The sequence below is a fragment of the Dietzia sp. 111N12-1 genome (assembly GCF_001658045.1).
In the GTDB taxonomy this organism is placed as follows: Bacteria; Actinomycetota; Actinomycetes; order Mycobacteriales; family Mycobacteriaceae; genus Dietzia; species Dietzia kunjamensis.
Genome location: NZ_LSSV01000042.1, coordinates 1 through 21,612, shown reverse-complemented (window position 1 = coordinate 21,612; position 21,612 = coordinate 1). Strand labels below are relative to the sequence as shown.

The 21,612-nt window shown below is 67.6% G+C and carries 10 protein-coding genes; 8 read left to right on the top strand and 2 right to left on the bottom strand.

Annotated elements, in window-relative coordinates:
- Window positions 1–17 precede the first annotated feature (17 nt).
- Window positions 18–458 carry a universal stress protein gene (locus AYO52_RS11430; RefSeq protein ID WP_067717315.1) on the bottom strand — a complete coding sequence of 147 codons (441 nt, stop codon included), beginning with the start codon at window positions 456–458 and terminating at the stop codon, window positions 18–20.
- Window positions 459–683: 225 nt separating this feature from the next.
- Here AYO52_RS11430 and AYO52_RS11425 point away from each other — a divergent pair, with 225 nt between their 5' ends.
- The gene (locus AYO52_RS11425; RefSeq protein WP_067717312.1) at window positions 684–4,733 is read left to right on the top strand and encodes an NERD domain-containing protein; all 4,050 of its coding nucleotides are present in this window, start codon (window positions 684–686) and stop codon (window positions 4,731–4,733) included.
- An 8-nt stretch (window positions 4,734–4,741) separates the two neighbouring features.
- Here the strand turns inward: AYO52_RS11425 and AYO52_RS11420 are convergent, their stop codons facing one another.
- The gene (locus tag AYO52_RS11420) at window positions 4,742–5,419 is read right to left on the bottom strand and encodes a hypothetical protein (RefSeq protein WP_067717309.1); all 678 of its coding nucleotides are present in this window, start codon (window positions 5,417–5,419) and stop codon (window positions 4,742–4,744) included.
- A gap of 101 nt (window positions 5,420–5,520) precedes the next feature.
- Here AYO52_RS11420 and pglX point away from each other — a divergent pair, with 101 nt between their 5' ends.
- From pglX to AYO52_RS11385, 7 genes are all read left to right on the top strand, one after another.
- Window positions 5,521–9,210 (top strand): BREX-2 system adenine-specific DNA-methyltransferase PglX, encoded by a 3,690-nt coding sequence (pglX, locus tag AYO52_RS11415; RefSeq protein ID WP_067717306.1) that lies wholly within the window; start codon window positions 5,521–5,523, stop codon window positions 9,208–9,210.
- 5 nt (window positions 9,211–9,215) lie between these two features.
- Window positions 9,216–13,070 carry a DUF6079 family protein gene (locus AYO52_RS11410; RefSeq protein ID WP_067717302.1) on the top strand — a complete coding sequence of 1,285 codons (3,855 nt, stop codon included), beginning with the start codon at window positions 9,216–9,218 and terminating at the stop codon, window positions 13,068–13,070.
- Window positions 13,067–15,976 (top strand): BREX-2 system phosphatase PglZ, encoded by a 2,910-nt coding sequence (gene pglZ / locus AYO52_RS11405; protein WP_067717299.1) that lies wholly within the window; start codon window positions 13,067–13,069, stop codon window positions 15,974–15,976. The genes AYO52_RS11410 and pglZ overlap by 4 nt, the downstream gene beginning before the upstream one ends.
- The gene (gene brxD, locus AYO52_RS11400) at window positions 15,977–17,278 is read left to right on the top strand and encodes a BREX system ATP-binding protein BrxD (protein ID WP_067717296.1); all 1,302 of its coding nucleotides are present in this window, start codon (window positions 15,977–15,979) and stop codon (window positions 17,276–17,278) included.
- On the top strand, window positions 17,279–19,393 hold the full coding sequence (locus AYO52_RS11395; RefSeq protein WP_067717292.1) for a DEAD/DEAH box helicase: 2,115 nt from the start codon (window positions 17,279–17,281) through the stop codon (window positions 19,391–19,393).
- Between the two features lie 79 nt (window positions 19,394–19,472).
- Window positions 19,473–20,822 carry a DUF262 domain-containing protein gene (locus AYO52_RS11390; protein WP_067717289.1) on the top strand — a complete coding sequence of 450 codons (1,350 nt, stop codon included), beginning with the start codon at window positions 19,473–19,475 and terminating at the stop codon, window positions 20,820–20,822.
- The coding region (locus tag AYO52_RS11385; protein WP_172812153.1) for a DUF262 domain-containing protein at window positions 20,812–21,612 on the top strand (801 nt) is incomplete at its 3' end. The genes AYO52_RS11390 and AYO52_RS11385, both read left to right, overlap by 11 nt.

Sequence of the window (21,612 nt, the reverse complement as noted above, 5' to 3'; positions counted from 1 at the left end):
ACTAACGGAGATGCCCACTAGTTGGCCTCGTGGCTCGAATGCGGCAGGACGACCACGGGGCAGTGCGCGTGCGCCACGACGTGCTGACTGACCGAGCCGAGCAGCATCCCGGTGAACCCGCCTCGTCCGCGGCTACCGATCACCACGAGCCGGGCGTCCCCGGATGCAGCGATCAACGCTTCGGCCGCGTGGCCCTGCAGGACGGCCGGCTTGTACGAGGCGTCATCCCCCAGGGCGTTGCGCACCGCTTCCGCGAGCATCTCGCGCGCGCTGCTCTCCAATTCGGAGGAGTCTTCCCAGCCGGCCATCGCATACGGGCCGTAGACCGCTGGCAATTGATACGCGGTCAGGGCGATCAGTGGCGCGTCGAGCGCTGCCGCGTACTCGGCTGCCCACTTCAGGGCCCGTAGCGAATCCGGTCCGCCGTCGACTCCGACGACTACTGGCCTGGTGTCCATGACCTGTCCTCCTCCGGCGATATGCCGACGGTGCCCCGGACTGTCGTGCACCGACGACACCCTCCACCGTAGACCTGCCGAGACACCCCGTCAGCGAAGTTGCCAGTGCAGTGACCGCCAGCCCTCGGTTCAGAGCGGCCCCGTCCGATTGCTGCACTACGATTCGAAGGTGATGTGACCGATGGTGACGTCCGTCCCGATCCGCCCCGAGGAGACCCACTCACCGTGCTTCAGAACTCCCCCCGCTGGAAAGAGGTCTCCCGCTCGGCTTTCGAGCACGAGAAGCAGGGTCTGGCGTTGCTCGCCAACGCGGTGCCGGACTCCGCGCCCTACCGGGTGTGGGCCAACTTCGAGTTCCAGGACAGTCACGGCCAGTGGCACGAGGTCGACGCGCTGGTGGTGGGTCAGTCCCGCATCCACCTGCTCGAACTCAAGTCGTACCACGGCAGGATCGGCGGCGACGAGCACCGCTGGGTGACTGACCGGGGCGGCCGGGTGGACAGCATGCGCTCGCCCATGGTGGCCACCCGGCGCAAGGCACAGCGGTTCAAGTCCAAGCTCGAGCAGGAGATCAACCGGATAGCTCAGGACCAGGACGAGGATCCGCAGATCAGGCAGGTCGCCGCTGCGGTCGGACGCCTGCCGTGGATCCAGGAGGCGGTGTTCCTCCACGACCCCGGGGTGGTCTCGCACTTCGCGGCGGACAAGGCCCACAACATCTTCGGAGTAGACCCGGCGGACTTTCCCGACCGCGAAGTCCGCACCAACCTCCCGCCGATCGCCGACCGCGTCCAGGAACCGGTGGGACGCGAACGGATCAGCGAGGCACTGAGCATGCTCATCGCGCTGGCCATGCGCAAGATCGCGGGAATCACTGTCCGTGATCACATGGCCGGCTCGTACCTCCTGCACGACCGCGTCGACTCCCCCGACCCGCGCTTCCACGAATGGGACGGCGAACACCGGGAGACCCACGAGCCGATCCGCGCGCGCGTGCTCAACGTGGCGGCGGCCACCACCGAGGGCGAACAAATCCGCATGCGCAGGACGCTGCGCCGGGAGTACGAGCTGCTGTCCGGGCTGGGCAACGAGCACATCGTGGCCCCCCGCTCGATGGAGACGCTGCGCGGTACCTCGGACGAGGTGGTGATCTACCCGGCGCTGCCTGACCATCGACCGCTGGACGTTGCGTTGCCGGGGGCCAAGCTCTCGTCCCGGGAGCGCGTGGAGATCGTCCGCCAGGTCGCGGACGCCCTGCTGTACGCACACCGCCACCAGGTGGCGCACCGGGGTCTCGACCCCACCACAGTCCTCCTCGACACCCGCCTGCTCTCCACTCGGCCGGTTGACGCGTACGGCCGCATCGAGGTGAAGGTCGACGGCTGGTCCGGCGCGGGGACCTCGGAGGCGTCAGGAACGGTCTTGGGGGCCACCGGCTCTGCCACATCGATGCCGGGCGACGAGCTGTCAGGCCGCGTGTACCTGGCACCGGAGGCGGCGGGCGTCCACACGCCGGACCGGATGGCGGCGGATCTGTTCTCCCTCGGGGCGCTGGCCTACTACGTCCTTACCAGCGGCCAGGCCCCGGCCACGGACCGCTCCTCGCTGCTTGACCGGCTGGAGCGCGACCGCGGCCTGGACATGTCGGCGGTGACAAGCGAGTTCGATCAGGGCCTACGTACGCTCGTCATGGACGCCACCGCGGCGACGGTCGACACGCGCAACTCCAAGTTCGGCGTCTCGGACTCCCGCCAGGGGCTCTCCCCCGTGATCGGGTTCGAGCGGCGCCTGGCAGAGGCCGCACGCCCGGCGACCCCGCAGCCGGCCGCGGAGCAGATGGACGCGCTGCGCCCGATGATCGACGGGGTGCTCGAGGGCCGGTTCGTCATCAAGAAGGTCCTGGGCTCGGGCTCGACGGCGGTGGGCCTGCAGGTGGAGGATCTCACCGACGAATCCGGTCCGCCCACCAAGGTCCTCAAGGTGGCCCGGGACGAGCGCGCCGCAGAGCGACTGGCCGCGGAGGCGGAGGTCCTGCGCTCGCTCGGCCAGGGGCTGCCGGCCAAGTACTCCTCGCTGTTCGTAGCGCTGCTCGAGGGCCCGATGGTCGTCCACGACCGGCGCACGTGCCTGGTGCTCACGGACTGCGGGGAGGTCTCGCTGGCGAGCATGCTGCAGCTCGGGCGGATCTCCCAGGACCGGTTCTGGAAGTTCGCCATCAACCTGGCGGACATGCTGGTCGCTCTGGAGGCGGCGGGGGTCGCGCACCGGGACATCAAGCCCGCCAACCTCGGGATCGTGGGGCGGGGGCGCGGCCAGCACCTGGCCCTGTTCGACTTCTCCGCCTCCCGCGAGTCCCTGCAGCACACCCAGGTGGGCACGGGCGTGTACCGCGATCCGTTCCTGGGCCGGCGGTCGCGGCAGATCGCCGACTCCTCGGCCGAGCGTTATTCGGCTGGCGTGGTGTTGTTCGAGATGGCGACGGGTGAGACGCCGACGTACGGGGACGGGGTGAGCGAGCCCTCGCTCACCGACGGTCACGTGGTGATTCCGGCGGAGGCGATGCCTCCCGAGTGGAGCCAGGACGTGGTCGAGCAGATGACGGGGATCTTCACCCGTCTGCTCGACGGGGACAGCGGGGCGCGGTTCGGCTCGGCGCAGGAGTTCCGCGAGGCGCTCGCGGCCGTCGCCGCGTCGGTCACCGCGGGTGACGGGGGGACGACGACGAGGGAGCCGGTCACTCCACGCGATGCCCCCACTCCCGTCACCTCCGTCGCTCTCCCGACGTTGGCGGAGCTGGCGGAGGAGCTCGTGCGGGCTGCGGGCAGCTCGCGCAGCTCCGATTACCGGCTGGTGCGGACGATCCTCGGGCGGGGCGAGGGCGCGCCGGAGGATCCGTTCCAGGCCATGTCCCGGTACGCCGAGCCGCTGCGGCTGAGCGCGGGGCGGATCCCGCAACTCACGGGCAAGTTCCCGGCACTGTGGCAATCCTCCCCGGTGCTGGCGGCGGCGTTCGAGGAGATCCGCGCCGCCACCCGCCGGGAGATCGTGCGCCGCGGCGGGGTGGCGAGCATCCGGCAGATCGCGGGGGCGGTGGAGCAGAGTTTCCCGGCGGAGCAGGGGCACCGCGATTCCGAGCGCCTGCGCTTGGGCGTGCTGCGGATGTTCGACCTGGGTCTGCACCGTGCTGACGCCGCTGGCGGGTCCGAGGTGGAGCTGCTGCGGCGTGGGCGCTCCGCTCGGGTGATCGGGATGAGTGTGCACCCCGAGTGGGCGCGTCCCCTGGTGGTCGAGCTCAACCGGGCGGCGCACGATCTACTCGCCGAGCCGGGAGTGCGGCACGTTCCGGCGGAATTGGTCCACACGGAGCTGCGGGGGGCGGCCAGGTCGGTGCTCTCGGACGCCGCGGACGCGGAGTCGCGCATCGATCCGCTCACGCTGGCGGAGCTGGCGGTGGCCGGCGACGATGAGTTGGCGCTCACCGCCACGGGCGACCTGTACTCCACCGCGATGGAGCTGCCCGAGCTGCTCGCGTTGACGCTGCCGCGGGCGGCCAGCCAGTTCAACCTGGGCCTGCTCAAGGACCTCATCCGCGCCCGCTTCCCGGAGCTTCGCACCCGCGAGCCGAGGCGTGAGGATGTGGAGGCGGTGCTGGCCGAGCACATGCCGGGGATGGCGTGGGATCCGCAGCACCGGGACTTCCGCTACCCGCAGCAGGCAACCGGCCTGAGCATGGTGCACACCCGGACACCGTCTGCGTTGGTCACCGACAGCTCCGCGACTGAGGATCCTCTGATCGAGCAACTGGCGCGCGCGGCCTCGAGCCCGGGGTTCGTGTCCGTCTCGGTCCCCTACGGCCGTGGAGACGAGGTAGCGGGCAAGCTGGCCGAGCGACTGGGCGCCGAGGTGGTGGACCTATCCGCCGAGGTGCTCTCCAGCGTCGACTCCCTGCTGGAGACCAGCGGGCAGCTGGACAAGCGCGGGGATTTCCTGCGGTTGCCGCCGGAGCAGGTGCGCGGCGTCATGGAGGCCAACGTCACCACGGTGCTGAACAACGTCGATGCCACGGACGGCGCCGCGTTGGTACTCACGGAAGCTTCGCTGCTGGCCGAGTACTCACAGCTGTCCCAGCTCGGGCGGTGGACGGATCTCACTGCTCCCCCGCGCCGGCCGGTGGTGTTGGTGACGGGCCGCGCCAAAGACGCCCCGGGCCAGCCGGACCAGGTGGACGGACGCCCGCTCCCCATCACCAGCGATTCGCAGCTGGTGAGCGTGTAAGCGAGGGTCTACTTCCGCTTGCCCAGGGAGGGGGCGCCTCCGGACCGCACATCGAGCACACCGACGACGTTCTCCGGCCCCCGGCTAATCTGACGGCGCCGCTCCAGGTATGCGTCCAGCAGGTAGGCCAACTCGAGCTCCGAAGGGTGCGACTTACGTCGCCTGGAGGCGAAGGCCGCGGCGAGGTCCTTGAGCCGGGCCCTCCGGTTCCGCAGCTGCGTCCTGGCGTCCGCCTCGTAATCCACTCCCCCGTCGATGAGGGCGCTGATCTCGGCATCACATCTCGCGATGGCGTTGCGAACCCCTTCGGCTGACGGTTCCTCGCACCACGTCAGAGTTTGCCGGACCTCCATCCGGGCGGTCTCGATCCGTTTCCGTTCCTTGTTGGGCAATGACCGCAAGCGCTTGGAGTCGGCGGCGGAATCGGGAACCAGCGTGATACGCCCGCCAGTTTCTTGAGGGACCTGGGCAGGCGCCACCGTCGCAGCCGCTGCCGCCGCGGCCTGCCGCTCTCGGGCCTTGCGGACAGACCTCTTGATTGCCTTCTTGCTTTTCAGCGCGACCGCGCGTTTGGCCTTGAGTGCCCGGATCCGCGGAGCTTCGGCGGGGACGCCGTCCTCGATGAGGGCGTCTATCTGCGCGTCGATCGCGGCGACGGCGCGCTGGCGCTCCTCGTCGGTGTTCATGTCGAAAACACTATCCGGGTCTCGCCGTTTCCACGGCCTTCGTAGGATGTTCGAGGGACTCGCAAGGCGCGGGTCCGCGTGTGTGAAAGGCCAGGTGCCAGGTGGCGGGTAAGCGGCGGAAGTCGGCGGAGCAGCAGACGCTCACGGATGCATTGCAGCCGGTGGTCCGGGACCTCGTCGACGATATGCGTGCTCGCCTCGCGGCTGATCTGAACAAGACGGCGGAGTGGAAGGCCACGCACGCGGCGCTCAAGGAATCTCAGCGCACCGGTGCTACGTGGGCTGATTGGCAGGAGGATCAGCTCACCCAGGCGGCGGTGGGGTGGGTGCTGACGAGCGTCTTTGTGCGATTCTGCGAGGATAACGACCTGCTGGGGGCGCACCAACGCTGGATCAGTGGACCGGATGCGGACGGGCGTCGGCGGGCAGTGGATGAGCAGGACCGCTTCTTAACGGCGCACCTAGACCAGAATTTCCGTGGTTACCTGCGTCATGCGTTCTCTGAGTTGGAGCGCTCCCCTGCGGCAGCGCCTTTGGTGGGCGAGCACGCTGGGATTCACATCGCGGAGCCGAGCGACGACGCGGCACAGCGCCTGGTGGAGTTCTGGCGGCAGGCCGATACCGAAACGGCCACCGTCTGGTCCCTGCGCGATCCGGCATTGGATACGCGTTTTCTAGGCGACATGTATCAGGATCTGTCGGAGTACGCCAAGAAGAAGTACGCGCTACTGCAGACACCGGAATTCGTCGAGGAGTTCATCCTCGATCGCACGCTGACCCCGGCGCTGAAGGAGCGCTCCCCTCGTCTTCCATCGGTCGATTCGGAGGGGCGCACCGGGGCGGTGGACTTCAAGGTCATCGACCCGACCTGTGGGTCGGGACACTTTCTCCTCGGTGCTTTCCACCGGATGCTGGACTATTGGCGAGCCGAGGCTCCGGGAATGGAGCCGACCGAGCAGGTGCGCCTGGCGCTGTCCTCCATCCACGGAGTTGACATCAACCCGTTCGCCGTGGCGATCGCCCAGTTCCGACTCATGGTGGCAGCACTCCGAGCGATCGGCGGGTCGAGCCTGCTCACCGTGCCCGAGCTGCCGCTACAGGTGCATGCGGGTGACTCGCTGCTGTGGAGTGAGGACTCGGCGGGGCAATCCGGGTTCGATTACGGCGACCTCACTGTCGATCCAGATGCGCTCGCCAGCGGCACCCACTTGACCACCGAGGATGTGGTGGCGCTGCGGCGGACGCTGGCGCGGGATCAGTACGACGTGGTGGTAGGTAATCCGCCGTACATCACCGTCAAGGACAAGGTACTTAATCAGCGATACCGCGAGCTGTACGGCTACTGCAAGGGCACGTACGCGCTGACGGTGCCGTTCATGGAGCAGTTCCACTCGTTGGCCAAATCGGGCACGCTCGATCCCTTCCGCGCGGGCTGGATCGGTCAGATCACCTCCAACTCGTTCATGGCGCGTGAGTTCGGTGTGCCGCTCATCGAGGAGTTCTTCCCGCGGATCGACATGCTCGAGGTCATCGATACTTCCGGCGCCTTCATCCCGGGCCACGGCACCCCCACCGTGACGCTTGTGTCGCGGAATCGTCGACCAAGCGCGCACACCGTCCGTGCTGTCCTAGGTATTCAGGGCGAGCCGGGTGCGCCCGAAGACCCGGCACAGGGCCTGGTGTGGCGAAGCATCGTGGAGCACGTTGATTCTCTGGATTACGAAGACCAGTGGATCAGTGTGGACAACCTTGCGCGTCACACGCTCTCGTCTCACCCGTGGTCGTTGCAGGGAGGTGGCGCTCAAGTCGCTATCGCGATCATCGATTCAAAAAGAGTCTCTAGTTTAGGAGACCAAGTCGAATCCGTAGGAAGAACTGGCAGTTCGGGTGAGGATTCTCTGTATATTGTTGGCTGTAAATCCAATGCAGATCGCCTCGGAATCCCAGAATCAATTCGATTCGTCGAAGGAAGTTCAGTTCGCGAGTGGGGCATAGGGAGTTCGTCCCACGCTGTGTGGCCCTACTCCGATGACCTCGAGCCAATCCTGACTAGGTCCGCGGGTCTCGAACGACTCTTTTTTCGCGGGAGAGCAACACTCAGAAGTCGCTTGCTATTTGGCCAAGTCCTCGAAGATCGAGGGCATTGGTGGTGGGAATGGCTCGAGATGTATCCGTCGAAGTTCCGTTCGAAAAGATCAATCTCGTTTGCGTTTGTGGCGACGCATAACCATTTTGTGTTGGATCGCGGCGGGAAGGTGTTCAACCGTTCGGCGCCGGTGATCAAGCTGCCAGAGGGGGCGAGCGAGGACGAGCACCTCGAACTGTTGGGCGTGCTGAACTCGTCGACGGCGTGCTTCTGGCTCAAGCAGAACAGCCACAATAAGGGCGAAGGTGGTGGAGCGCGTGTTGACGCTGGATACGCGGCCATGGGATCCGAGCTCTGGAGAAACTCATACGAGTTCACAGGAACAACGCTGAAGGACTTCCCGCTCCCCGCCGGCTCGGTGTTGGAGCGTGCTAGGCGAATCGATCAGCTTGCGCAGGAGCTGGCGGCAGTTGAGCCCGCTGCGCTGCTCGAGGGGGCAACCCCGTCGGCGGAGCTGTTCGCCTGGGGCGAGGCGGAATGGGAACGCCTCCGTGGTCTGATGATCGCCGAGCAGGAAGAGCTGGACTGGCAGGTGTACCACCTGTACGGGTTCACCGAGACCGACATGTCGCTCCCGGTGGGCGAGGTGCCAGAGTTGGCGCTGGGCGAGCGCGCGTTTGAGATCGCGTTGGCGTGCCGGGTGCAGGCAGGCGAGGCAGAGACGGTGTGGTTCGATCGTCACCGCTCGACCCCGGTCACCGAGATCCCGGACCATCTGCCGGCCGGGTACCGGGAGGCGGTGCAGCGGCGCCTGGATCTCATCGCCCAGGATCGTTCGCTCGAGCTTCTCGAGCGTCCCGAGTACAAACGGCGCTGGTCTAGCGTGCCCTGGGCCGACCGAGTCCGAGCGGCGCTCGCCGCTTGGATCCTGGACAGGCTGGAGAACCCCGAGCTGTGGAAGGACCCCAACGGGTACCCGCAGCCACAATCGGTGCGTCAGCTGTCAGCGAAGGTAGAGACCGCTCCGCAGTTGGCCGGAGTTTCCGAAGCGCTGGAGCTGTGGTCGACCAAGCGGCAGGCCGGCGTGCTCACCAACCTCGTGGCGCTGTTGGCGGACGAGGCCGTGCCGTACCTGGCCGCACTCCGGCTCAAGGATTCGGGCTTGCGCAAGTTCGCCGAATGGCAGGTCACCTGGGACGCCCAGCGTGCCGAGGACCGCGGTGAGATCACGACCGCGCAGGTTCCGGTGCCGCCCAAGTACACCTCCACGGACTTCCGCAAGGCCTCGTACTGGCAGGCGCGCGGCAAGCTCGATGTGCCCAAGGAGCGCTTCATCGCCTACCCCGGAGCCTCGGGGCCGGACGATCCCACCGCGATGCTGGGCTGGGCCGGCTGGGACCACGCCGAACAGGGCATCGCCCTGGTGTCGCTGTACGACGATCGTAAGGACGACACCGACCCCGCTCAGCTCGTCCCGCTCGTCGCAGGGCTGGCCGAGCTCATGCCGTGGATCCGCCAGTGGCACTCCGGTATGGACGCCCACTCCGGAATCGACTGGGCCGACTACCTCGGCGGACAGCTCACCACGCTCGCCGAGCGCTCCGGCGTCGCGATCGCCGACCTGGCAACCTGGCGTCCCGCCCCCGCGACCCGCGGCCGCAAGCGCGTCGCAGCCACCGCTACTACACCCGATAAGGAAAGCTAGAAGACATGGCCTTCACCCCTCCCGGCGCGACGGCAAGGTCGGGCACCAGCCCCACCCTGCGTGACGTCTTCTCGATCCCCGAGCACTCAGGGACCTCGACGTTCGTCCTCCAACTCTCCGACGCCGTCACCAGAGACGAACTCGGAACCACCCTGGCCGAGTACGTGGTGACCCCGTCCATCGGCGATGCCTTTGACGAGGCGCTCGCACTAGTCGACAGCGCTCTTGCCACCGGAGAGAACAAGGGAGCCTTCCTCAAGGGCTCCTTCGGCTCCGGCAAGTCGCACTTCATGGCTGTGCTCCTGGCCCTGCTCACCGGGGACCCTCGCGCCCGCGCCATTGCCGAACTCCAGCAGCACATCGCCGACCACCCGCGGGCCACGTCGAGCAAGATCCTCGCGCTGCCCTTCCACTTCCTGGGCTCGAACTCCATCGAGGACACCCTCTTCTCGGCGTACCTCGAGCACCTGAACCGGCTCCACCCGGGAGTCACCCCGCCGGTACTCCACATGGCCGACGGGCTGCTTGAGAACGCCGAACAGTGGCGAGCAGAAGTCGGCGATGAGAGATTCTTTGCACGCCTCGCCACTGCCACCACCGGACCTGGCGGCGTCACCTCGTCGTCGTCATCCACTCCCGGCGGCCTCGACCTGGCCGCGCTCGGCGGCGCCACCGCCACCACCTGGGACCGCGACTCCTACGACCGCGCCCGACACCCCGCAGCGTCCCGCGCTGAGCGGGACGCGCTCGTCTCCGCGCTCGGCCAGACGTGGATCACCTCCGCGCACACCAACACCGACTGGCTGCATCTGCCCGAGGGGCTGTCCGCGATCGCCGCGCACGCCAAGCCCCTCGGCTACGAGGCCGTGGTCCTGCTGCTCGACGAGCTGATCCTGTGGCTCACCTTCCACTTCTCCAACCGCGAATTCTTCGGCCGCGAGATCCAGAAGCTCACCGGGTTCGTCGAATCCGACCAGGGGCGCATGGCCGTGCCGGTCGTCAGCTTTATCGCCCGCCAGCACGACCTCAAGGCGTGGAAGGACTCCTCGATCGAGGCCGGCGAGGCCACCAAGATCCGTGAGCAGGCCATCGCCCACCAGGAAGGCCGCTTCTCCGGGATCGCGCTCGGCTCGGCCAACCTGCCGCAGATCGCCCACCGCCGGCTCCTCACCCCCAAGAACGCCGCGGCGGTCGAGGCGCTCGAAGCCTCGTTCCAGCGCCTGCACCTGTCCCCGGCCGTCAAGCCCGTCCTGCTGGACAAGGTCAACACCGACGACCAGCACCGCGGAGCCACTGAGGAACAATTCCGGCTCACCTACCCCTTTAGCCCGGTCCTCATCGACACCCTCGTCCACCTGTCCACCGCCATGCAGCGCGACCGCACTGCGCTCAAGGTGATGGAGTCGATGCTCGTCGACCTCGCCGACACCATGACCGTCGATCAGGTGATCCCCGTGGGCGAGGTGTTCGACTACATCATCGACGGGACGCAGAAGGGCGGTACCGACGAGGCGGTGGCCGCCCGATTCCGCACCGCGCGCTCGCTGTGGCAGGACAAGCTCCGGCCCGCCGTCCTCGCCCAGTTCCCGGACGCTGACCCGAGCGTGCGGGACCTGGACCAGCCCAAGGGGGTGCGGGCCCAGCTCCGACTGGCCAAGACGCTGTTGCTCTCCGCTCTCGCGCCCGAGGTGCCCGGGCTCAAGGCACTCACCGCCAGCCGGCTGGCGCACCTCAATCACGGGGAGCTCGTCTCCATCGTCGCCTCAGACGCGCCCACGCGTGCGCTTGCCTCGGTCCGGGAGTGGAACACCTCGGTTCCCGAGATCACCGTGGGAACAGACAGCCACGATCCGCTGATCTCCATCACGCTGGAGGAACTGCCCTTCGACGAGATCCTCGAGCGCGCCCGCGGCGAGGACACCTACTCGCGGCGCCGCGAACGGCTGCGGTCGATGCTGCAGGAAGAGTTCGGGATCGCCGCCATCGACCCGCAGGCCGACGGCGCGCGCTCCACCCGGATCACCTGGCGCGGAACGAATCGGACCGTCGAGATCGTCTTTGGCAACGTCCGCGACCCCGGCTCCGTGCCAGACACGCTCATCGCCCCCGTCGAACCGGGGGCGCTGCGGGTGATCGTGGACTTGCCCTTCGATGAAGAAGGCCACGGTGTCTCCGAGGACCACGCCCGACTCGACCGCCTACGCACCGACGGCCACGATCACTTCACACTCGCCTGGGTCCCCGCATTCCTCGAGCGCAAGCAGATGGACGACCTGGGCAAGCTCGTCACCATGGACTGGGTGCTGCAGTCGGAGAAGTGGCTCGGCTACACCAGCTACCTCGCCGACGGCGACCGTGAGCGGGTGCGCCAGGTCATGGTGACCCAGCGCAACCAGCTCGCCGGGCAGCTGGCCGCAATCCTGCGCAAGATGTACGGCATCGCCGAGGGGGCGGTGTTCCCCGAGGGGCAGCCGCCCGTCCGCTCGTTGAGTTCCTCAGTGGTGGTCCAGCGGCCCGTCGGCGCCTCGCTGCGTGAGGCCGCGCGGAGGCTCTACGACCAGGCCTTCGACCAGCGTTATCCCGATCACCCGCGGTTCGACACCACCAGCGCGCTCACGCAGAAGGACTTCGCGGTCTCGCTCGACGTGCTGCGCCGGTCCGACGCCCGCGAGGACGGCCGCGCTGCGTTTGTGGCCGCCGAGCGCAAGTCCGTCCAGCTCGTACTGAGCGGTCTCCGGGTGGCTGACGTCCACGAGTCGCACCTCGTGTTCCCCAGCGCCACCTTTGCCAGTTTCGCCGGGCAGATCGACCGCGCGCTCGCCGAGGCGGAGAAATCCGGGCAGGCCGACAGCGTGCTCACGGTCGCTCAGGTCGTGGCCGCCGTCGAGAAGCTCATGCCGCAAGCCGGGCTCAACCGCGACTGCACCACCCTGCTCGCGGCGGCCTGGGCGGAGTCACGCGACCGCAGTTGGTTCACCTACGGAACCCCTGTCGCAGCTCCGGCCTTTAAGGACATCCAGCAGTCGCACCAGCTGCGCGAGCCCGTACTGCCCGAGCAGGGCGAGTGGGATCGCGCCGTCCAGGCTGCCCAGCACCTCTTTGGCATTCCCGAGAGAGGTCACCTCTCCCCCACCAACCTCACCCACCTGGCGGGCGAGGTGGCGAGCAAGGCCGACGAGTTCAAGCGGTCCAGCGAGGATCTGGTCGAGCAGCTGTCGAAGCTCGAGCAGCGACTGGGCCGAAGCGCCGACGGGCGGCGACTCCAGCTCGCTCGCCGGCAGACCGAGTTGCTGCAGACGCTGGTGCGCAAGAGGCAGCACCACGGTGAGATCGTGGCCGCACTTGCCGGCGCCGGTGAGGGGACCGGAACCTACCTCGGTGCCACCACCAACGAGGCGAGCCTGTCCATCACGAGTGCCGAGGATGTGGCCGCCGTGGCGCGCAACCTCGGCCCGAACCTCGAGACGTTGATCGGTGGCCGTGCCAAGCAGGGCGCCCTCGGCGGCGAGGCCACGCAGATCGTCATGGACCTCGACAACGGCGTCGATACCCACGAGTTCGTCCAGCATCTGGCCACGTCTGTTCAGAAGTTTGAGAAGCGCGCGCAGGACTGGATCAACAAGGCAATCGTCGGTCCGCCCCCGATCCCGACCCCGACCCCGCCTATTTCGCCGCCCCCGCCACCTATCACGCCACCGACCGGGGTGGTGATCAGGGGGTCCGGTCCACGCCGTACCGTCGAGGCGCGCGGCAGCCAAGTTGAGGCCGCGATCCACAGCGCCCTCGCTGATCTTGGGCGGCACTACGGGGCGGGCACCCGCTTCCGAATTGAGATCACCGCCGAGGAGCCCCAGACGTGACCACGGCCAGTGCAGGGGTTGCGGGGGGAGCCACCTCGTCGTCGTCCCTCGGTACGGCGACCGCCGCCGACCTGGTTCCACTCCTCCACGGCCTCTATCGGGACAAGCAACACAAGCGCGGTTTGCTGGTGATGCACGCCCGTCCCGAATGGGACGGCACCGAGCTGCGCGTCGACGACCTCACCGTGCCGGTCCACTGCTGCCGGACTGTGCTGGAGATCCGGGACGTGGTGCGGCACCGCAAGGATTCCGAGGTGCCGTGGCGCGTCGTGCTCACCGACCTCCCCGAGGAGCAGATTCCCCAGGGAGTTAAGGAGCACTTCCAACCGCTTGGGCGCATGCGGGAGCTCGACCCCGTGGGCACCCTGCTCGGGATGTTCTCCGCCGACAAGACCGACGGCCGCATCCCCCGAGGGCGGGACGACGTCCGGGGGCTCACGACCGCGCTGGCCGACCACCGCGACACCCTCGCCCCCACCCCGACTCCGGTCCTCACCGCCGACCACCTCTACGGGTCCATCAGCACGCTCGTGCTGGGTCTGGAACAGGACTACCGGCTCGCGGACCTTCTGGCCTGGAGCGCCACCCCCGACGCCCACGCCGCGTGGGACGAGCTGGCCTCGCGGCTCACATCTAACGTCCGCGCGGGGCTCATCACGTGGCTGTGCCGCACGTTCACGTTGACCGGCCCCGGGATCCGCAGCCTGTGGGCCAAGAACGGGCCACGGGCGCTCCTGCCCGCCGGCCTGGCAGCGGAGACCCTCCGCACGCCCGACTGGCAGGACACACCCACCGAACTCACCGGAGCGCGGGCCCTGTTCAGCCACCACATCGGCGCCACCCTCGGAGACCAGTCCCTGCGCGAATGGGGGTCCGCCGCCGCCAAGGCCGTCCGCACCTCACTCGATAACGGACAGCCGCTCACCGCCGTACTCGGCGAGGCCCATCGGTTGATCAGCGGATTCGAGCAGAACGGCGGCGCCTCGCTCCTCGCCGGATCCACAGTCCTGCCCGGCGCCTTCCAACGACGCCTCGACGTGTACGCCCGCGGCCTGGCCACCGCCCTCGACGGAGGGAGCGAGACCGCGTTGCTGCGGGGGCTCGAGGCGCTGCGGGCGCACGTCGAAGCCGAGCGCTCCCGTCCCGACGACCTCGAGACCGCCGCCGCGCTGGTCCGGCTCCACCGGTGGAACCGGACCGAGGCCACCGCCGTGGCCGACCGGCTGCGTTCCGCCGGTCACGTCGAGGCGATGCGCGCGTACGTCGACGAACTGAGCTGGGTGGACAGGGCCGTCAACTCCGCCTGGCGCGGCTTCACCGCCGACCCCAAGCCCGCGATCGGGCAGTCTGCGGCGGACCCCGACGCGCTCGGTCGCCGCGTCCTCGACCGAACCCTCGCCGTACGACGCGACATCGACCGTTGCTTCGCTGCGCTCGTCGGTGCGCGACTTGCCGACCGGTCCACCGCCGGCGGCGCTCTGCTCGTGGAGGACGTGCTGGACAGGGTCGTTGCGCCCCTGCGTGAGTCCGGTCCGGTCGAGTCCGGTCAACGGAGTGAGCGGGCGCTGCTCGTGGTGGTGATCGATGGCCTTTCCGTGGCCGCCGCGCACGGGCTTCTCGAGGACGTGGCCGCACGTCACGCCACCGTCTGGCAGCGGCTCGACCTGGCCTCCCTCGGACTCGATGTGGCCGCCTCCGCCCTGCCGTCGGTGACCACCGCGTCCCGGACCTCGCTGCTCAGGGGAGAGCTGAGTCTCGGCGGGCAGCAGGAGGAGCGGACCGGGTTCGCCGCCCTGTTCCCCGCCCACCCTTCGGTCAGCGACGGGCCGCTGTTCCACAAGGCAGACCTCGACGCGAGCATCGGCGATACCGTCCGCAGCGCCATCTACGACACCACGCACGTCCCCGTGGTGGGCGCGGTGCTCAACACCGTCGATGACGCTCTCGACCGGTCCGATCCCATCGCCACCACCTGGACCACCTCGCGCATCACCCACCTGGACAAGCTGCTCGACTACGCCAGGGCCGTCGGACGAGACGTGGTCCTGCTCTCCGACCACGGACACGTGGTCGAACGCAGTCGAATCGGCAAGGTCACCGCCGACGGCGCCGTGAGCGCCCGATGGCGGCCCGCCACCGGGGCTCCCGCCCAGGACGGCGAGCGAGCAGTGTCCGGGAACCGGGTGCTCGCGCCAGGCGCCAGCGGCGCACCGCATCACAGCGCGGTCCTCGCCGTGGACGAGGACCTGCGCTACACCGGCAAGAAGGCCGGCTACCACGGCGGTGCCTCCCCCGCTGAGGTCTGTGCGCCCGTCGCCGTTCTTGTCCAGAGCCTCGACGGGCTCGGAGAGGACTCGCCGTTCCCCGCAGGTCCGCCCGTCCAGAACCCGTGGCCCGCGTGGTGGCCGATCGCGACGGCGACCTCGACGGATACTGAGGCCAAGACGGCCGTGGGGCAGCCCGCCGCAGGACGGGCCGAGCAGCCGACCGCGCCGACACCCTCCACGCGCCGCGCCGCGCAGAGAGACGCCAACCAGGTCTCGCTGTTCGAGTCTCTCGACGCCGATGAGCCGCCTGTTTCCCCGACACCCGACCGGTCGAGGAAGCCCGCAGACAAATTTTCGGACCTGAGCCGTGCCCCGTACTTCAAGGAGCGGGTCAAGGCGCACCAACTCAAGCCCACTCCAAGCGAGTTGGCGGACGTGCTGCGCGACATCGCCGCCAACAACGGCCGCATGCCTATCGCCGTGCTCGGGACCACGCTCGGGCTCAACCCGCTGCAGATCAACGGCACCATCGCGAGGATCCAGAAGGTGGTCAACGTCGACGGCATGCCGGTCCTCGAGCGCGAGGACAACGACGTGGTGCTGGCGTCCCAGACCCTCTTTGAACAGTTCGGACTGTAGATGACCGTCTCCCCCGCCCGCCGTACCGCGATCATCGACGCCCTCCGCCGCGGCACCGTCCCCGCCGACGGGCTGGACCAGCTCGCCGTGGGCCTCGACCGGCTCGCGCCGGTCCTGGGAGAAGAACTGGACAAGGTCGCCGGCGGCGCCGCCGTGTTCAAGGCAGTCCGCGGCGAGTACGGATCCGGCAAGACCTTCTTCGCGCGCTGGCTCCAGCAGCAGGCCCTCGACCGCGGGTTCGCCGTGTCCGAGGTCCAGATCTCCGAACTCGAGACGCCCCTGCATCGGCTCGAGACCGTGTACCGGAGGGCCTGCGAAGAACTCCGCACCCCCGCCGTCTCTCGACAGGCATTCCGGGCGGTCCTCGACGACTGGCTCCTCGGAGTGGAAGACGACGCGGCCTCCTCCGGAACAAACGCCGCCGAGCTGCTCGAGGACAGACTGCGCTCCGTCGCCGATGCTGCGCCCGTGTTCCCGCTCGCCCTGCGGGGGTATCGGGACGCATTGCTCAACGGTGATATCGAGGTGGCCGACGGGCTTGCAGCCTGGCTCGGGGGTCAGCGCAACGTTGCCGCGTCAGCTAAACGAGCAGCCGGGGTGAAGGGCGAACTCGACCACTTCCTGGCGATGGGCTTCTTTCAGGGGCTACTCCAGGTGCTCGCCGGCTCCGGACACCGCGGGCTTCTGCTGGTCCTGGATGAGGTCGAGACACTCCAGCGCATGCGCGGCGACGTCCGGGAGAAGGCGCTCAATGCTCTGCGGCAGTGGATAGACGAGCTCGATTCGGGGCGCTACCCCGGGATGTACCTGCTCATCACCGGGACCAGCGCCTTCTTCGAAGGACAGCAGGGCATCAAGCGACTGCCTCCGCTCGACCAACGGATCGGCGTGAAGTTCGATGCCGACCCCCGATTCGATAACCCCCGGCAACCGCAGATCCGGCTTCAGGCCTTCGACTTCGACCGACTGGTCGAGGTCGGGTCGCGCGTGCGTGACCTCTACGCGTTCGGCCTCGACCCCGCCGTCGCCCAGCGGGTCACCACCCTCGTCGACGACGCCTACCTACGCGTGCTCGCCGGGTCCGTGGCGGGAAAACTCGGCGGCCAGGTGGGGATCGCACCCCGCCAGTACCTGCGGATGCTCGTCGACTGCCTGGATCGCGTCGAGATGTTCCCGGACTTCCTTCCGCGCCAACACTTCACCCCGACGCTCGACGCGTCCGACCTCAGTCAGAGCGAACGGTCCGCGGTGGCGGCCTCGTCGTCGTCCCCCATCGATGACCCCGACGCCATCGAGCTCTAGATGGACCACCGCGCCCCGCAGGGCTTCCCCGCGCTGCACCCGCTACTGCAGCACCACGTGGTCAACTCCCTCGGCTGGCCCGGCTTGCGGCCACTGCAGGAGGAGTCCGTCCGGCCGCTCATCGACGGCGAGGACGCCCTACTGCTCGCGCCGACCGCCGGCGGCAAGACCGAGGCCGCCGTCTTCCCCGTCCTCACCCGCATGGCGCACGAGGACTGGGCCGGGCTGACCGTCCTGTACGTCACCCCGCTCAAGGCGCTGCTCAACAACCTCGCCGTGCGACTGGTCGACTACACCGCGTGGATGGGTCGCCGCGTCGAGGTGTGGCACGGGGACGTCGGCGAGAGTGCCCGCAGAGCCATCCGCGCCGACCCCCCGGACATCCTGCTCACCACGCCCGAATCCATCGAGGCGATGCTCGCCTCCACCAAGACCGACCACCGCACGCTGTTCGCGAACCTGCGCACCGTGGTGATCGACGAGGTCCACGCCTTTGCCGGCGACGACCGAGGATGGCACCTGTCCGCCGTCCTCTCGCGCCTTGAGCACCTGGTCGGGCGGCCGCTGCAGCGGATCGGGATGAGCGCGACCGTCGGCAACCCCGAGGATCTGCTGCGGTGGCTGCAGGGCGGTGTCGACGGGAGGGCCGGTCGGGTGATCGCGCCGGGCGTTGCCGTGGGTGAGGCGGTCCGGCCTGTCGCCGGTGACGCCGACATCGTCGTGGACGCGGTCGACAATCTCGACTCCGCCGCTGTGTTGCTGTCCAAGCTGTACCGGGGGCAGAAACGGCTCGTCTTTGTGGACAGTCGGCGGCAGGCCGAGGAGCTCGCATCGATGCTCCGGGGCTTCGACGTGGACGTGTACCTCTCGCACTCGTCGCTCTCCGCCGAGGAACGGAGGCGGTCCGAGCTGGCCTTTGCCGAAGCGCGCGACTGCGTGATCGTGGCGACTTCAACCCTCGAGCTGGGCATCGACATCGGGGACCTGGACCGCATGATCCAGATCGGGGCGCCTTCTACGGTGTCGAGCTTCCTCCAGCGCCTCGGCCGGACCGGACGCCGCGCTGGCACCGTCCGCAACTGCCTGCTCATCGCCACCGAACCCCGTCATCTGCTCCGGACGCTGGGGCTACTCCACGCGTGGGGCACTGGATACGTCGAGCCCGTCGTGCCTCCACCGGTCCCGCTGCACCTGGTGGCGCAGCAGATCATGGCCGCGATGCTGCAGGAGGGCGCGCTGCCGCGGTATGGCTGGCAGGACCGGTGGGCGGCCACCCCGCTCATGCATGTGGACACCCTGGAGCGTCCCGCTGAGCTGATCGTCGACTTCCTGGTCGAGCGCGGCTACCTCAACGTCGATGGCGGCGCCATGTTCCTCGGGCCCGATGCCGAGAGGGTGTTCGGACGTCGCCACTTCATGGACCTGCTCACCACCTTCGCGATGCCGCGGGAATTCACCGTGCTCGCCGGTCGGCAGGAGGTGGGCACCGTCGAGTGGCGGGCACTCACCGGCGTCGATGGGCCGATCCGCCTGCTTCTTGCGGGGCGATCGTGGAAGGTCACCGACATCAACTGGCCCATGCATCGGGTGCAGGTGGAGCCCGCCGCGGGCGGCGGCAGAGCACGGTACGGGTTCGGGGGCGCCGACATCGGTCGGCAGGTCGCGCAGGGCATGCGGGCGGTGCTGCTGGGCGAGCTCCCCGAGCAGATTCGACTTACGGCACGCGCCCGCGCCGCACTCGCCGACGACGAGGACCGGCTGCGTCACACGGTGAGCCCACACGGGCCGGTCTGGACCACCACGGACAACGTCCGAAAATGGTGGACCTACGAGGGCAGTGCCGCCAACCGCCGCTACCAGGCCGCACTCGGGCCAGCATTGGGTGAGGAGCTGGCGCCGCAGGGAGGGGTGGTGCAGCCCGACGCGATTACCCTGCACGAGGGCATGCACACCGGGCCTGCAGCGGAGCGACTTGAGTTTTGGGAATCTCTCCCGGAGAGTGAGCGGCCGCTTCCTGCGGTGCCCGCGACGCTGGTCGACAAGCTCAAGTTCTCGGAGGCGCTTCCTGTCGAGTGGGCGATCGAGGTGATCGCGCGGCGGATGGTGGCGGGGTAGTAGCTGCTTTCCTCCGTTACAAGCGAATGGGCCGCCGAACTGGTGCCACAGTGTCGTAGTTGCCACGTATTGTCGATCCATGGCTGTGCTCGAGGATGAACTCCGATTCAGGACTGTTGGCGAGCTATTCTCCGATTTCGGCGACAGGCTTCGGATCCCGACCTTCCAGCGGCCGTACCAATGGGGTCCGCAACAAGTGCGTGACCTAGTAGATGACATCGTCGATGCGGTCGAGCATGGCCAGGCAGAGGGCTACGTACTCGGAACGGTGATCCTCCTCCAAGATCGCGAAGGGCCGGGTGAGGCGACGATGCAGGTTGTCGACGGCCAGCAGCGACTACTCACGCTAACGATGCTGCGGGGTCTGCTCGACGGGACGTGGTCATGCCCCATGGGAGAGACCGAGTCGGCAGTGAGCATGGCTCTTGCTGTTCTCACAAAACGAATCCCCAAGTCCGGGGCGGACCGTGAACGGATGAAGGCACACCTTGATGAGCACTGCACGCTCCTTACCGTGATCACGAACGACGAGGACGAGGCATTCCAGTTCTTCGACTCTCAGAATCTCCGAGGCAAGGCGCTGCGCCCGCACGATCTGCTCAAGGCCTACCACCTTCGGGAGATGGCTGGCAGTGCGGACCTGCGCCAGGCGGAGGTCGTCGAACGGTGGCAGTCGATCAGAGAAAGACTCCTGGACGACCTCTTCAGTCGGGTGCTGTACCGGATTGATCGATGGAGCCGAGGGCGGCCGGCGCCCGGCTTCACCACGGAGGAGATCGACAGCTTCAAAGGAGTCAGCGTGCGCGACCAGACGCCGAGCGCTCGCTACCACCTTGCCGCCCAGCTCTCCTATCACGCACTCGACTCGTCGTCCGAGGGGGACGCGGACTTCACTTCCACGGTGGAGTTGGACCGATTACGGGCGCGGTTCCAGCTGGGAGCACCCGTCGCGGCCGGCGAGAGCTTCTTCGAGTTCGTTGCATTTCAGCACGAAGAAGTCCGACGAATTGAAGAGGAACTCTTCGGCGAGCGAGGACTCCTTGACAAGAAGTACGGGAATCACCCGCGGTACCTCTATTGCCGCGATCTCCTTATCTGTTCGCTCTTGTACTTCCGCAATGTGTTCGGCGGCGATGATCGCGTAGACGTGAAGGAAGCACTGGCCAGATATTCCTACTCGCCGAGGATGGAGTTCCAGCGGGTGGGCTGGCAGACGATCGACAACTATGCGCTACTGGGTGGGACAGACCGGTTGGCGAACGTGAATCGCGGGAACCTGTTCATGGAGATCAGACACGCCCGAACTAAGCGCGACGTGAAAATCCGGGATCTCGCGCTCGCCACCCTCCGGGACAACGGTCCCAACGAGAACGATGAAAGGCTCCGAGACCGACTCCTGAGCAATGGAGGAGACGGCAATGACCGTTGAATCGGGTCGCATGGCGCACGCGGTTTCTGCTCGCATGCTCTTTGTGGGCACCGCAGACCGCTACGTGATTCCCCTGTACCAACGCAACTACACATGGGGAGAGGACCAGATCGGCCAGCTGTTCAGTGATGTCAGCGAGGCATATAAGGCTGACAGCGAGTCGACCTACTTCCTCGGCAACCTCGTAGTGGCGGAACCCTCCGCCGATGGACGATACGAGGTGATCGACGGTCAACAGCGGCTCACGACGCTTTTCGTGATCATTGCGGCCCTCGCGAGGCAAGGAAGAATCGCAGTTGAGCCCGCGTCGCTCTCACCGCTCGTCTACATAGCGCGGGAGTCCTCATCTCGCGCACTCCGAGTCTTGGCCTCCGCGGACGAACTCGACGAGGTCGAAGACGTCGATGAGGTGATCGCCAATGCTGCAAAGTTGGTCGACGGTGTTCTCGGCGCTTTCGACGGAAAGGTGGAGGACTATGCTCGGTTTTTGATCGACAACGTCAAGGTCGTCCGCGCGGCTATTCCGTCCTCGACAAATCTCAATCGCTATTTCGAGGTGATGAACACACGTGGAATCCAGCTTTCCCCTGTGGACATCGTCAAAGCCCGCTTGATGCGCAGGATCGACGACCCAGTCGACAGGTCGGTGTTCGAGGCGATCTGGACCGGTTGCGCTGACATGTCGAGGTACATTCAGATGTCGCTCTATTCGGGGCAACCCGGTCATCGCACAGCCATCTTCGGCGATCAGTGGGACTCTTTTAGGGCTCTCCTGACATATCCGTGGGTC